This window comes from Streptomyces wedmorensis (assembly GCF_000716445.1).
Lineage (GTDB): Bacteria > Actinomycetota > Actinomycetes > Streptomycetales > Streptomycetaceae > Streptomyces > Streptomyces wedmorensis.
Genome location: NZ_JNWK01000012.1, coordinates 15,349 through 28,984 on the forward strand (window position 1 = coordinate 15,349; position 13,636 = coordinate 28,984).

13 protein-coding genes and 1 tRNA gene are annotated in these 13,636 nt (G+C 72.7%); 7 read left to right on the top strand and 7 right to left on the bottom strand.

The features are described 5' to 3' along the window. Positions 1 to 25: 25 nt before the first annotated feature. Entirely contained in the window at positions 26 to 2,119 is a 2,094-nt protein-coding gene (locus OO54_RS12320; RefSeq protein ID WP_033202904.1) for an MDR family MFS transporter, read from the top strand. A gap of 52 nt (positions 2,120 to 2,171) precedes the next feature. On the opposite strand, the gene OO54_RS12325 is transcribed toward OO54_RS12320, so the two are convergent. Then, complete coding sequence (locus tag OO54_RS12325) at positions 2,172 to 3,428, bottom strand: MFS transporter (protein ID WP_234439470.1); 1,257 nt, start codon at positions 3,426 to 3,428, stop codon at positions 2,172 to 2,174. A 78-nt stretch (positions 3,429 to 3,506) separates the two neighbouring features. Between OO54_RS12325 and OO54_RS12330 the strand changes: the two genes are divergently transcribed. Further along, positions 3,507 to 4,391, top strand: a complete 885-nt coding sequence (locus OO54_RS12330) for an ArsR/SmtB family transcription factor (RefSeq protein ID WP_033202997.1) — start codon at positions 3,507 to 3,509, stop codon at positions 4,389 to 4,391. A 9-nt stretch (positions 4,392 to 4,400) separates the two neighbouring features. Here OO54_RS12330 and OO54_RS12335 read toward each other — a convergent pair whose 3' ends face one another. Continuing rightward, a complete protein-coding gene (locus OO54_RS12335; RefSeq protein WP_033202998.1) occupies positions 4,401 to 4,853 on the bottom strand; it encodes a YchJ family protein in 453 nt (150 codons plus the stop codon). A 114-nt stretch (positions 4,854 to 4,967) separates the two neighbouring features. Between OO54_RS12335 and OO54_RS12340 the strand changes: the two genes are divergently transcribed. Further along, positions 4,968 to 6,311 carry a 6-phospho-beta-glucosidase gene (locus OO54_RS12340; protein WP_033202905.1) on the top strand — a complete coding sequence of 448 codons (1,344 nt, stop codon included), beginning with the start codon at positions 4,968 to 4,970 and terminating at the stop codon, positions 6,309 to 6,311. A 69-nt stretch (positions 6,312 to 6,380) separates the two neighbouring features. Beyond that, complete coding sequence (locus OO54_RS12345) at positions 6,381 to 8,273, top strand: M64 family metallopeptidase (RefSeq protein ID WP_051786885.1); 1,893 nt, start codon at positions 6,381 to 6,383, stop codon at positions 8,271 to 8,273. Between the two features lie 76 nt (positions 8,274 to 8,349). On the opposite strand, the gene OO54_RS12350 is transcribed toward OO54_RS12345, so the two are convergent. The 3 genes from OO54_RS12350 to OO54_RS12360 all read right to left on the bottom strand — a co-directional run bounded on the left by OO54_RS12350 (position 8,350) and on the right by OO54_RS12360 (position 10,355). Further along, on the bottom strand, positions 8,350 to 9,168 hold the full coding sequence (locus OO54_RS12350; protein WP_017236730.1) for an SAM-dependent methyltransferase: 819 nt from the start codon (positions 9,166 to 9,168) through the stop codon (positions 8,350 to 8,352). 74 nt (positions 9,169 to 9,242) lie between these two features. Beyond that, entirely contained in the window at positions 9,243 to 9,479 is a 237-nt protein-coding gene (locus OO54_RS12355) for a DUF397 domain-containing protein (RefSeq protein WP_015037566.1), read from the bottom strand. Beyond that, on the bottom strand, positions 9,480 to 10,355 hold the full coding sequence (locus OO54_RS12360) for a helix-turn-helix domain-containing protein (protein ID WP_033202906.1): 876 nt from the start codon (positions 10,353 to 10,355) through the stop codon (positions 9,480 to 9,482). Between the two features lie 262 nt (positions 10,356 to 10,617). Here OO54_RS12360 and OO54_RS12365 point away from each other — a divergent pair, with 262 nt between their 5' ends. The 3 genes from OO54_RS12365 to OO54_RS12375 all read left to right on the top strand — a co-directional run bounded on the left by OO54_RS12365 (position 10,618) and on the right by OO54_RS12375 (position 12,358). After that, positions 10,618 to 11,049 (top strand): ATP-binding protein, encoded by a 432-nt coding sequence (locus OO54_RS12365; RefSeq protein WP_033202907.1) that lies wholly within the window; start codon positions 10,618 to 10,620, stop codon positions 11,047 to 11,049. A gap of 5 nt (positions 11,050 to 11,054) precedes the next feature. After that, positions 11,055 to 11,567: a hypothetical protein gene (locus OO54_RS12370; protein WP_033202908.1), complete on the top strand. Its 513-nt coding sequence runs from the start codon at positions 11,055 to 11,057 to the stop codon at positions 11,565 to 11,567. 74 nt (positions 11,568 to 11,641) lie between these two features. Next, positions 11,642 to 12,358 carry a class I SAM-dependent methyltransferase gene (locus OO54_RS12375; RefSeq protein WP_033202909.1) on the top strand — a complete coding sequence of 239 codons (717 nt, stop codon included), beginning with the start codon at positions 11,642 to 11,644 and terminating at the stop codon, positions 12,356 to 12,358. A gap of 112 nt (positions 12,359 to 12,470) precedes the next feature. On the opposite strand, the gene OO54_RS12380 is transcribed toward OO54_RS12375, so the two are convergent. Next, a tRNA-Leu gene (locus OO54_RS12380) sits at positions 12,471 to 12,558 on the bottom strand. A 286-nt stretch (positions 12,559 to 12,844) separates the two neighbouring features. After that, positions 12,845 to 13,582: a class F sortase gene (locus tag OO54_RS12385; RefSeq protein WP_033202910.1), complete on the bottom strand. Its 738-nt coding sequence runs from the start codon at positions 13,580 to 13,582 to the stop codon at positions 12,845 to 12,847. Positions 13,583 to 13,636: the final 54 nt, after the last annotated feature.

Consider the following 13,636-nt stretch of genomic DNA (forward strand, 5'->3'; position numbering starts at 1 on the left):
CCGGTGCCGGTGTGACCCTGCGAGAGTGACCACGACCAGCGACGCAGCGCCCGCGCCCCCGGCCTCCACCGAGCCACCCCTGCTCGACCGCCGCCGCCGCAACATCGTCTTCGGCACGATCATGCTGGGCGTCCTCCTGGCCGCCCTCGACCAGACGATCGTCGGCACCGCCCTGCCGACCATCGTCTCGGACCTGGGCGGCGCCGCCCACATGTCGTGGGTGGTCACCGCGTACCTGCTGGCGGAGACGGTCGCGACCGTCCTCGTCGGCAAGTTCGGCGACCTCTTCGGCCGCAAGGTGATCTTCCAGATCTCCGCGGTCGTCTTCATCACCGGCTCGTTCCTCTGCGGACTCGCCACCAACATGACGCTGCTGATCGTCTGGCGCGGCCTCCAGGGCATCGGCGCCGGCGGGCTGATGGTCACCTCGATGGCGCTCATCGCCGACGTCATCCCACTGCGCGAACGCGGCAAGTACCAGGGCGCGATCGGGGCGGTGTTCGGCGTCTCGACCGTCATCGGCCCGCTCCTCGGCGGTCTGTTCACCGACCACCTGACCTGGCGCTGGGCCTTCTACGTCAACGTGCCCATCGCGATCCTCGTCGTCATCGCCGCCGCGCGCACGATCCCCTCCGTGCGGTCCGCGAGCCGCCCGATCATCGACTACGCCGGCATCGCCCTCGTCGCCGCCGGATCCAGTGCCCTGATCCTGGCCACGAGCTGGGGCGGCAACGAGTACGCCTGGAGCTCCGGCGTCATCATCGGGCTCTTCGCCGGCGGCCTGATCGCCCTGGCCCTCTTCTGCTGGGTGGAGACCCGCGCCGCCGAACCCATGCTGCCCATGCGGCTGTTCGGGAATCCCGTCTTCACCGTCTGCTCGGTCCTCAGCTTCGTGGTCGGCTTCGCCATGCTCGGCGCGATGACCTTCCTGCCGACCTATCTGCAGTACGTCGACGGGGAGTCGGCGACGATGTCCGGCATCCGCACCCTCCCCATGGTCATCGGCCTGCTCATCGCCTCGATCTTCAGCGGCAACGTCGTCAGCAAGACCGGCCACTACCGGATCTTCCCCATCGTCGGCTGTCTGGTGATGGGCGTGGGCCTCTTCCTGCTCTCCCTCATGGGACCGGAGACCAGCACCTGGCTGGAGTCGCTGTACATGTTCGTCCTCGGCGTCGGCATCGGCCTGTGCATGCAGGTCCTCACCATCGCCGTGCAGAACACCGTCGAATACGCCGACCTCGGCACCGCCACCTCCGGCGTCACCTTCTTCCGCACGCTCGGCAGCTCGTTCGGAACGGCCGTCTTCGGCACGATCTACGTCAACTCCCTCAAGCCCAACCTGGCGGCGGGCGTCGCCGAGGCCGCGGCCGTCGCCGGGAGCCTGGGCGTCCCCCCGGCCGGCATCGCGCAGGCCGCGCAGAGCCCGGCCGGGGTGCACGCCCTGCCGGACCGGATCGCGGAGCCCATCGTCCAGGCCTACACCGACACCCTCCACACCGTCTTCCTGTGGACCGTGCCCGTCGCCGCCGTCGGCTTCGTGGTGGCCCTCTTCCTCAAGCAGGTGACGCTCCGCGACTCCGCCCGTGCCGCCGCCCCCGACATGGGCGAGGGCTTCGGCTCCCCCACCATGTCCGGCGACTCGGAGAAGCTCCTCGAACTGTCCGTCGGCCGGATCCTGCGGCGCCAGGACATCGACACGGCCCGCCGCATCGTGGGCGACTCCGACACCCGGCTCGACTTCGCGGGGGCCTGGGCCGTCATGCAGGTCGAGCTCTACACCCGGACCGTCGGGCACGCCAGCCTGGGCCTGATCTCGGCCGGGCGGAGGGTGCCGCCCGAAGTGCTCCTGCCGGTCTTCGACCGGATGGTCGACGAGGGCTTCCTGGACCGGGACGGCAACCTGCTCTCCCACACGACGGCGGGCAGGCGCGAGGCCGACGTCATCACGAGCGCTTGGGGCGACTGGCTCGCCGACCAGGTCGAGCAGGAGCGCGGCCGCCCCAGCGGGCCCGAGCTGCGGGTCGCGACGGACGCCATCGCCAAGAAGGTCGTCGCCGAGGACCTCGCGCAGGGCATCCCGCGAGACCGGGTGCCGGCGAGCGTGGGCACCCGCTGAGAGGTCCCGGTGCCGGACACCGCCGGCCCGCCCTGATCGGCAACGACACCCTTCAGAGACGGGTTCGGCCTCCTCGTACCACCAGCAGCAGCGGTAGCACCGCGAGCAGTTCGCCCAGGGCGCCCGTCCACAGGGCCGTCCGTACGCCCGCGTACTGGCCGAGGAGGCCGCCCGCCAGGGCGCCGAGGGGCATGGAGCCCCAGACGAGGAAGCGGAAGGTCGCCGTCACGCGGCCGAGGAGCGGGGCGGGGGTGAGGCGTTGACGCAGGGCCACCGAATTGATCTTGAAGGTCATGAAGACGGTCCATCCGAGACCCTGGAGCAGACACGCCAGCGCGTACCGCCCGTCCGCCTGGAAGAACGGCAGGGCGAGCAGCCACAGCACCCCGCTGACCAGGACGGAGGCGCACATCGCGCGTCCCTCGCCGAGGCGGGCGGCGATCCGGGTCGTGAGGAGGCTGCCGAGGAGGCCGCCGAGCGCCTCGGCCGTGAACACGAGCCCGCACAGGAACGGCGACAGGCCCAGGTCTCCCGCGAGCAGCACCAGGAGCATCGAGGTGCCGATCGTGCCGCACAGGTTGGAGATCGCGGCGGTGAGCGTCAGCGCCCGCAGCAGCCTGTCGCGGAACACGAACCGCAGCCCCTCCGCGATCTCGTCCCGCAGCCGGGCCCCGGGGGCGCGCACGGGCCGGGGGTCGGGACGGCGGATCCGGGAGAGGAGGAGCGCGGAGACGAGGAAGCTGACGGCGTCGACGGCGAGCGCCACCGGGGCCGTCACCGCCGCGACGAGCGCGCCGCCCGCTCCGGGACCGCCGGCCGCCGTGACCGTACGGGACGCCTCCAGCGCCACGTTGGCCTCCACCAGACGGTCCTCGTCCACCAGTCGGGGCAGATGGCTCTGGTACGCGACGTCGAAGAAGGCGGTGCAGACCGACAGTCCGAAGGCCACCGCGTACAGCTGGGGAAGGGTCAGCACCCCGAGCCAGGCGGCGAGCGGCAGGGTGGCGAGGAGGGCGGCCCGGCCGAGATCGCCCACGATCATCACGCGCCGGCGGCGCATCCGGTCCACCCACGCCCCGGCGGGCAGTCCCAGCAGCAGGAAGCCCAGGTACTCGCACATGACGAGCAGCCCCGCCTCGAAGGGCGACGCGTCGAGCGGGCCGATCGCCACGAGCGGGAGCGCGAGGACGGTGACGGCGGTGCCGGCCTGGCTCACGGTGTCGCCGATCCACAGCCGGCGGAAGTCCGGTATCCGCAGGAGCCCGGGACGGGCACGGGGAGGGGGAGGGGCGGGAGAGGTGGTGGTCATGTCGGCGAACACCATCACCCTCGGCCGTGGCCGACCAATGTTTTAGTCTGGGCGAAAAGCTCGTGGGCGGGGGTGACGGTGGGACAGATACGTTTCGGGGTGGACGATCTGGCGCAGCTCCGGTTCGCCGTGTCGCCCCTCTGGGAGTCCGTCGCCGCCCTGCGGAGCTCCGTCGACCCGGGGCGGCACGCCCTCCATCTCCCCTGGATCAAGACGGCGCTGGCCGTCGGCCGGGAGCGCACCGACCTCCTCCCGCACCTGCCGGAGCTCGAGTCCCTCGCCCCTCCGCCGCGCTGCCCCCTCGCCGAGATCGAGGAGGAGCTCGCCGCGTTCACGGGCCCGCCGGACCGCGCGGAGGCCCTGCTCGCCTGGTGGCGGGCGGGTGTGCGCCCGTACTGGCCCCGGATCAGGGCCGTCCTCGAAGCCGACCTCGCCTACCGCACCCGGCAGCTCGCCGAGGACGGCATCCAGGAGGTCTTCGCCCACCTCCACCCGAGCCTGCGGTGGGCGGAGGACCGGCTCACCGGGGCCGGCCTCCCGGCCCGGGGCGTCGAACTGGACGGCGGCGGGATCACCCTCGTCCCGAGCGCCTTCACGACCCGCTGCGTCCTGCTCCCGGGACGGGACGCCGAGCCGGGGCGGCCCGGCACGCCGCCGTGCCTCGTGTATCCCGCGCGGGGCGTCGGCACCCTGTGGGAGCGGCGCGCGGAGCCGGGCGACGGGCTCGCGCGGCTCCTCGGGCGCAGCCGGGCGGGGCTCCTGGGGCGGACGGGCGTCCCGGCCACCACCACGGGCCTCGCCCTGCAGACGGGGCTGAGCCCGGGCGCGGTCTCACAGCATCTCGCGGTCCTGCGGGACGCGGGTCTGGTGACCTCGCACCGGTACCGGCGGGAGGTGTACTACCGGGCCAGCGAGCTCGGGCAGGCGCTGCTCGAACGGACCTCGCAGGAAGGGCCGGTGTGACCCGGGGGTTCAGGCCTGGTCGACGAAGTCGCCGTCCACGTACACCCAGGCGCCCTCGTGGCGGGCGAACCGGCTCCGCTCGTGCAGCGCGCCCGGCTCGCCGCCGTGCGCGAAGCGGGCGGTGAAGGTGACGGTGCCGTGCTGGTGGAAGGCGGTGCCCTCGGTGGCGGCCTCGATCTCCAGGCCGGCCCATCGCATGCCCGGGTCGAAGTCGACGTCGTCCGGCCGGGTCTCCGGCGCCCAGGTGCGCAGCAGGTAGGCCTCGTCGCGGACGACGAAGGCGCTGTAGCGCGAGCGCATGAGGAGCTCGGCGGTGGGTGCCGTACCGCCGGCTCCCGAGTGGAACCGGCCGCAGCAAGCGCCGTACGCGGCGTCGAGTCCGCAGGGGCAGGGCGAGGTCGCGGTCACGGCGGGCGCGGCGGCGGCCGCGGGCGTGCGGGAGCGGGTCTTGCGTCGGGACATGGCGTCATTGTCCCCCACCCGGAGGGTCGCGGCGGCGCCCGGCATGTGGACGCCCGCGTGGACGGCGGCCGGGGATCCCGCTGTTCAGAGAGCTCGCCCGAGTAGCGTACGAGCATGAGACTGACGATTCTCGGAGGCGGCGGATTCCGGGTGCCGCTGGTGTACGGCGCCCTGCTCGGCGACCACGCCGAGGGGCGGATCACCCGTGTCACGCTGTACGACCTCGACGACGCGCGGCTGTCGGCCATCGCCCGGGTCCTGGCGGAGCAGGGCGCGGGGGTGCCGGACGCGCCCGAGGTGACGGCGACGACGGATCTGGACGAGGCGCTGCGCGGGGCGGACTTCGTGTTCTCCGCCATCCGGGTCGGAGGTCTGGAGGGCCGCGCGGCCGACGAGCGGATCGCGCTGGCCGAGGGAGTGCTCGGCCAGGAGACGGTCGGGGCGGGCGGCATCGCGTACGGGCTGCGGACCGTGCCCGTCGCGGTGCGCGTGGCGCGCCGGATCGCCGAACTCGCCCCGGACGCCTGGGTCATCAACTTCACCAACCCGGCGGGCCTGGTCACGGAGGCGATGTCCCGGATCCTGGGCGACCGGGTCATCGGCATCTGCGACTCCCCCGTGGGCCTGGGCCGCCGGGTCGCGCGCGTCCTCGGCGCGGATCCGGACGAGGCGTGGATCGACTACGTGGGCCTCAACCACCTGGGCTGGCTGCGCGGTCTGCGGATCGGCGGCCGGGACGAGCTGCCGCGGCTACTGGCCGACGAGGCGGCGCTCGGCTCCTTCGAGGAGGGCCGGCTCTTCGGCCCCGAGTGGCTGCGCTCGCTCGGTGCCGTCCCCAACGAGTACCTGCACTACTACTACTTCAACCGGGAGGCGGTGCACGCCTACCGGACGGCCGAGCGGACGCGCGGCGCCTACCTCCGCGACCAGCAGGCCGGTTTCTACGACGAGGCGGCCAAGCCCGGCACGTCCGCGCTCGCCACCTGGCACCGCACGCTCGCCGACCGCGAGGCGACCTACATGGCCGCCAACCGGGAGGCCGCCGGGACCGGGGACCGGGACGAGGAGGACCTGGAGTCGGGCGGCTACGAGAAGGTGGCGCTCGCGCTCATGCGGGCGATCGCGCGGGACGAGCGGGCCACCCTGATCCTCAACGTGCGCAACGGTTCGACGCTGGCCGCGCTCGACGCGGACGCGGTGATCGAGGTGCCGTGCTCCGTCGACGCGAACGGCGCCCATCCCGTGTCGGTGGCCCCGCTGCCGTACCACGCCGTCGGTCTGGTGACGGCGGTGAAGGCCGTCGAGCGGGAGGTCCTCGCGGCGGCGGAGAGCGGCTCGCGGGCGACGGCCGTCAAGGCCTTCGCGCTGCACCCGCTGGTCGACTCGGTGGCGGTGGCCCGCCGACTGGTCGAGGGCTACCGGACGGAGCACCCCGGTCTGGCGTATCTGCGGCACTGAACGGGCGCGGAGCCGTACGGCCGGCGAACATCTTTACGGGGAGGGGGGTGCGGCCTAGGCTCGCGCCCCATGACCTCACAGCGCAATGGAGCACGCAGAGGCCTGGCCCGACTCGCCGCGGTGTGTCTGCTGGCCGCCGGACTCGTGGGAGCGGGACCGGCGGCCGCGGAGACCCCGACGACCGGTGACGGTCCAGTCGTCGTTCCCGTGCAGACGACCGGGCCGGCGGACCGGCGGTTCAACCTGGTGTTCATGGGCGACGGTTACACCGCGGCGGAGATGCCGGCCTTCCGGGCCGACCTCGAACGGCACCTGAACACACTGTGGAGCATCGAGCCCTTCGCCTCGTACCGCTCGTACGTCAACGTGTGGGCGGTGGAGGTCCCTTCGGCGGAGTCCGGCGTCGACTGCGACCCGGCGCTGACGGCCCCGGCCCGTGACACCGCGCTCGACATGGGCTTCTGGGGCGGTTGCAACCCGGGGAGCGTGCAGCGGCTGCTCACCGTCGACAGCCGCAAGGCCGCCGCGCTCGCCGACCTCGTCCCCGGCACGAGCCGCGCCAACCGGCAGGTCGTCGCCCTCGCCCACAGTTCCACCTACGGCGGGGCGGGCGGCGGTTACGCCACCGCGTCCGGCGGCAACGCGCTCTCCTCCCTCATCACCCCGCACGAGATAGGCCATTCGCTCGGCGGCCTCCAGGACGAGTACGACTACTACGCCCGCGGGGTCCCGGGCGAGGCCTACTCGGGGCCCGAGCCGGCCTCCGCCCACCACACCCTCCTGACGGAGGAGCAGTTGCGGGAGCAGCAGGCCAAGTGGTGGCGCTGGCTCGGCGAGGAGAGCGAGGCGGGCGGCACGATCGGGCGCTTCGAGGGCGGCCTGTACAGCACGGAGGGCGTCTGGCGCCCGAGCCGTCACTCCCTCATGAAGACCCTCGGCTACGCCTTCGACCAGGTGGAGCGCGAGGTGATGGTCAAGGCGATCTCCGCGAAGGTGAACCTGGTCCAGGGCCACACGCCGAACACCGCGGCGATCGGCGCGGACCGGACCGTGTGGGTCGACACCCTGCACCCGGTCGGCGGCGAACTCGCCGTCACCTGGCGGCTGGACGGCCGGGCCCTGCCCACGCGCGGCGCCCGCACGGTCGACCTGCGGCGCCTCGGTGTCTCCCCCGGCGCGCACACCCTGACGGCGACGGTCACCGATCCGACGCCCTTCGTCCGCGACCCGGCGGTCCGCGCGTCGACCGCGCTCACCCGCACCGTCGAATGGACGGTGGACGCCGCGCTCACGACCCGGGAGGAGCCGGTGAAGCCCGCGTTCACCGGTCATACGCCCACGGGGGTTCCGGTCGGCGCCCGGTCGGTCGTCCACGCGGACACCACCCACCCGGCGGACCGCACCCCTGCCGTGCACTGGCGCCTCGACGGCCGCCCCGTCCGCCCGGCGGGCCGCAACGACCGTGATCTGGACCTGGGTTCGATCCGCCTCGTCCCCGGTACGCACACGCTGACCGCGCGCATCCCCGCCACGTCCGAGGAGCTGGCCTGGACGGTGGACGCCCGGCCTGCGACGGCCTCGTACGAACTGTCCGCGCCACTGCGCACGGTGCGGCGCCCGGACCGGCCCGTCGAGTACGTCTACGACGGCCCGTTCACGATGCGGCTGAGCGCCCGGGACGACCAGGAGGGCGCCGTCGTCAGCCAGTTCCGGGTGGACGGCGACGGCTGGTACACGTACTACGGCTGGCCGACGGACGCGGACGCGCCGTTCCGGTTCACGCCGGGCGGCACCGTGATCGACGATCTCGTGTACGGGAAGCTGGGCCGGAGCCGCGCGGTGCCGTGGGACGACGCCACCCCGGACTACGGCACGCACACGATCGAGTACCGCACGGTCGACGCGGCCGGCAACGTGAGCCGGCCGCGCGCCTTCCTGGTGACGCTGGTGAGGAGACCGTAGGGCGCGCGGTGGACGGAGAGGGCCCGTGGACCGGATGCCGGTCCACGGGCCCTCTCCTCGCTCCGTACGTCCAGGGTCAGAGCTTGCGGGCCACGGCGGCCCACCCGGGGATGGGGTCGTCGCCCTGGACCGGGACGGGCTCGCCCAGCTCCGGGTGCCACTCGGCGGTGAGCGACACACCGGGCTCGACGAACTCCATGCCCTCGAAGAAGGCGGCCAGCTCGTCGCGCGAGCGGGGCCGCAGGGTCAGCCCGCGCGCCTTGTACATGGCGCTCGCCTTCGCCGCGCCCTCGGGGTCGAAGTCCCCGGTGACGTGGGAGAGGACGAGGTAGCTGCCCGGCGCGAGCTTCTCGACGATCTTGGAGACCAGTTCGTACGCGCCGTCCTCGTCCCCGACGAAGTGCAGCAGGGCGAGCATCGACAGCGCGATGGGCTGGTCGAAATCAAGGACCTTTCCGGCCCTTTCGAGGATGATCTCGGGCTCGCGGGCGTCCGCCTGGATGTACTCGGTGGCCCCTTCCGGGGTCGAGCGCAGCAGGGCGGCCGCGTGCGCCAGCACGATCGGGTCGTTGTCGCAGTAGACGATGCGGGACTCCGGCGCGGCCTCCTGCGCGATCTGGTGCAGGTTGGGCTCGGTCGGGATGCCCGTGCCGACGTCCAGGTACTGCCGGACGCCGTGGGCGCTGAGCCAGCGGATGGCGCGGTGCATGAAGGCCCGGTTGACGCGGGCCATGTCGCGGCCCCGGGCGTCGACGGTGAGCAGCTGGCGTGCCATCGCCTCGTCGACCGGGTAGTTGTCCTTGCCGCCCAGGAACCAGTCGTACATCCGCGCGGGATGAGGCTTGCTGGTGTCGATGCGTATCTCACTCCGCGGCGATGCGGGGTCCTGGGTCATCGGCTCTCCTGGTCGGGACGAACGGCTGGCACTACAGCAAGAGTTACGCGATGGTAGCGGCGTGACGGAAGGGGTCAGGTGAGCAGGAAGTCAGCCTGACCGGATTTGGCGCCCTGGATGAAAGCGGCGATCTCCCCGTGGGTGTAGATGAGCGCTGGTCCTTCAGGGTCTGCGGACTGTCGCACGGCGACTCTGCCGTCGGCCAGCTTCATGGCCTCCACGCAGTTGCCCCCGTTCCCGCCGCTCCAGGGCTTGTGCCAACCCTCGGCACCGAGCTCCGCGGCGGGCATGCCGTTGTATATGCGATCCATTCACAGCTCCTTGCGGAGATTCAGGAGAATCTCCTTCGTGCGTTGTGCAGTCGCGGCCTGCGCCGCCATGCGGTCCATGACCTCCAGGTGGGATGCCACCTCGGGGCGCGCGTCGAGGTAGACGGCGCCGGTCAGGTACTCGCTGTAGACCATGTCCGGCAGTTCGGGCATGGCGAAGCGGAAGAGGACGAACGGTCCGTAGGTGCCGGGATGGTGGCCGGACCCGAACTCCGCGATCTGCAGGGTGACGTTCGGCGACTCGGACGCTTCGAGCAGCCGGTCGAGCTGGTCGCGCATCACCTCGGGCCCGTCGCCGACCGGTCGGCGGAACACCGTCTCGTCCATGATCACCCAGAACTTCGGGGCGTCCTCCCTGGTCAGCAGGGACTGGCGCTCCATCCGTAGGGCTACATGGCGCTCGGCGTCCTCGTCCTTGCCGGCATCGCTGCCGCCACCGACCGCCCCGCTGCGCAGAATGGCACGGGCGTACGCCTCGGTCTGCAGGAGACCGGGGATGAACTGGGGTTCGTACGCCCGGATGAGGCTCGCGGCCCCCTCCAGGCTCACGTACATGGAGAACCAGCCGGGCAGCACGTCGTGGAACCGCTGCCACCAGCCGGGGAGGTTGGCCTCCTCCGCGAGGGCGATGAAGCCCTCGGCCTCGGAGTCCGAGATCCCGTACTCCTTCAGCAGGAGCTGTACGTACGGGATCTTCAGCGCGACCTCGGCGGTCTCCATCCGCCGGACGGTGGCCGGGGCCACCCGGAGGATCTTCGCGGCCTCTTCCCTCTTCAGGCCGGCCCGCTCCCGCAGATCCTGCAGACGCCTGCCGAGGACGACCTGTCCCACCGTGGGGGCGGACCGCGGCTCGCTCACTCTCAGACCTCCCCGACGCACTGTTTCGATGAGTGTGCCACGAAGCCGGGCCAGTGAGAACAAGGCACTCTGCAATTTTCAGAGTGCCACTTGCCAAGTGTCCGACTCAGGAGGACAGTGTTCCGGTGAACCAGTACACGCTGCCGCCGTGCGCCGTCAGGCCACGGCGACAGCGCCGTACGGCAGTCCTGCCCACTGTTGTGAGGAACCGGTCGTGGCTTCTGGTAACGCGCAGCCCTCAGGTCTCATGAGCCCTCGGGTCATGGCCCAGCGCCCACCGCAGCACACCGATCCCGTCCGCCGCTTCGCCTTCGAGCTCCCGGCCCTCACCGGATCCGTCGCACGGGCCCGCCGGCTCGCCGAGGAGCGGCTCATCATCTGGGGCTGCGGCCCCGACATACGCGACACGGTCGCCCTCGTCGTCTCCGAACTCGTCACCAACGCCGTCGTGCACACCGCCAGCGACCGGGTGATCTGCGAACTCCGCGAGGGCGAGGACACCCTGCGCATAGCCGTCCGCGACGAGGGCGGCCCGGCGGGGCCGCGGATACGCGACTGCGGTGAGGAGGAACGCGGCCGCGGACTCCTCATCGTCGACGCCCTCTGCACCGCCTGGGGCGCCGACCGCACCGGCCACGGCACGGCACAGATCGTCTGGGCGGAGCTCGCCCACGGCATGGGGGAACCATGCTGAGGTCGATGGCCACCCTGCTGACCCCCCGGTCGGCCCGCAAACCGCCCGAGCCCCCCGCCGCCCCGCGCCAGCGCGGCACCTTCGACCCCCGCGGACCGCAGCCCAGGAAGATCGGCTCGACGTTCCCCGGGTCCCCGGCCCTCGACGCCGCCGAACTCGGCTCCACCCGCCTCGCCGTCCCCGTCGGCCTCCACACGGGCCTCGGCTGCGACGCCGTCGGCGTCCCCGCCCGCTTCGGCTTCAAGATCCTCTCCCGGCTCCCCGCCAAGGGCTGCGTCTACGCCGACTCCGACTGGTGGTGGTGGCTGGTCCCCGCCCGCTCCGACCTCGACCTCTGCTGGCCGCTGCCGGCCTGCTACGCCCCCGGCGCCGAGATCCCGGACCGCGGGCCGCGCCTCATCCACCACCCCGACGGCACCTCCCCCTACACCCCGCCGATCCCCCTCTACCTGCTGGTCTGCCAGCTCACGGGCATCGCCCCCGCGTGGCCGGCACCCCCGGTGGGCAGCGCGCTCTGACGCGCCGCGGCGGGTCTCGCCGATCGGGCCGGATCAGGGCGCTTCCGGGGCCGCCGCGGCATAGGGTCGGGGACATGTTCACCCCGCAGGGCCCCAGCCTCCGCGAGCTGACCGTCCAGGCCCTCTCCTCCGTCGAGCACGGCTACGACCTGCTCGCGGACAAGTTCGACGCGACCCCGTTCCGCACCTCCGACCGCCTCCTCGCCGGGGTGACCCGCACCCTGGAGACGCTCGGCCCGTTCGACTCGGGACTCGACGTCTGCTGCGGCACCGGCGCAGGACTCGACGTGCTCCGCTCGGTCTGCGCGGGCCGCGTCACGGGCGTCGACTTCAGTACGGGGATGCTGGCCCGGGCCCGGGCCGCCCACCCGGCCGCCGACCTCGTCCGCGCCGACGCCCTGGCACTGCCCTTCGCCCCGGTCTTCGACCTCGCCGTCAGCTTCGGCGCCTTCGGCCACTTCCTCCCGGCCGCCCAGTGCACCCTCTTCACCCAGGTCCACGCCTCCCTGCGCCCCGGCGGCGCCTTCGCCTTCCCCGTTGCGGCCCCGCCGCCCGTCGGTTCACGCCTCTACTGGGTCCTGTGGGGGTTCGACGCGGCCATGCGCGTCAGGAACGCCCTCTGGCGTCCCCCGTTCGTCATGTACTACCGGACCTTCCGCCTCACCGACGTCCACGACCGGCTGCGGGAAGCGGGCTTCGACGTCTCCCTCACCGCGGTCGAGTCCCTGGGCCGCCGAGAGGACGGCAGCCCGGTCTGCAGACTGGTGGTGGCGCGCAAGCCCGCCGGGTGATCCCGCCGGGTGATCCCGCCCGGGGCCCCCGCCCCAGGGCGGCCGGCCCGGGGCGCCGTTTCCGGGCATACGAAAAGTGCCGGTCGATTCGAGATCGACCGGCACTTCCGTGTGGTGTCCGAGGGGGGACTTGAACCCCCACGCCCGATAAAGGGCACTAGCACCTCAAGCTAGCGCGTCTGCCATTCCGCCACCCGGACAAGGTGTCTGTCGCTTTGTGGTTTCCCTCGCGGCGACAGATGTAACTCTACCAGGGGTTTGAGGTGCCGTTCACCAGCGTTTTCCGTGGTCAGTGGGGTGCGGGGGCACCGTCGCCTGGATTTCGACCGCCCTTGTCCGGTTATGCATGCGTTCGACCGTCGATCGTGAGCCCACAAGGCGGAGAAACCGCTGGAAAGGGGAGCCCGGCGCCCCCCGACGCCGGCTCCGTGGGGGCCACAGTGACGACCGCGGTGCGGTCCGGGCCAATACCCCGGCGGGAGTCCGTCAGGTCCCGGATCGGCGGACCTCGACCAGCCGGGCCGAGACGACCACGTTGCCGGCGTAGCCGTCGTCCTCAGTGAACGCGCCGCCACAGGTGATCAGGCGCAGCTCGGGACGCCCGGAGTCGCCGTAGACGCGGTCGGCGGGGAAGGCGTCCTTGGGGACGACCTCGACGCCGTACACGGCGAAGACGGCGGTCCGACCGTCGCGGCGGGCGATCTCGACGCGGTCCCCCTTGGCGAGGGCGCCCAGGTCGTAGAAGACGGCGCGGCCGTTCGGGGTGTCGACGTGGCCGACGACGACGGCGGTGCCCCGCTCGCCGGGGGTGACCGCGCCGGTGAACCAGCCCGCGACCCGGTCGTCCTCGGGTGGCGGGGCCTCGATCCAGCCGTCGGCGTCGAGCCCGACGTCCGTGACGGGCGCGTCGATACGGACGGCGGGGACGCGGACCCGGAGCGGGGTCGAGGACGGCAGCGGATCGGGTACGGAGGCGGGGCCGAACGCGGAGGCGTCGGCGCGGGTGCCGTCGGGGGCGGCCACGGCCAGGGGCTGCGGCGGGCCGTCGGCGTCGAGTGCGCCCGTACCGCCGCGCACGAGGTGCACGCCGACGAGGAGGACGACGGCGACGACGCCCCAGGCGCCGCGCCGCGCGTGACGGTCCGCCCGCTCGGTGTCCGCCTCCCGCTCGGCCCGCGACCGGACGGCGCCGTCCGGCCCTCCCGTACCGCCCGACCGCCCCACGTCCGCCCTCCTCGGCAGCGATCCCGCCCTCTGCTGGCGCCCCTCCGTCCCGGA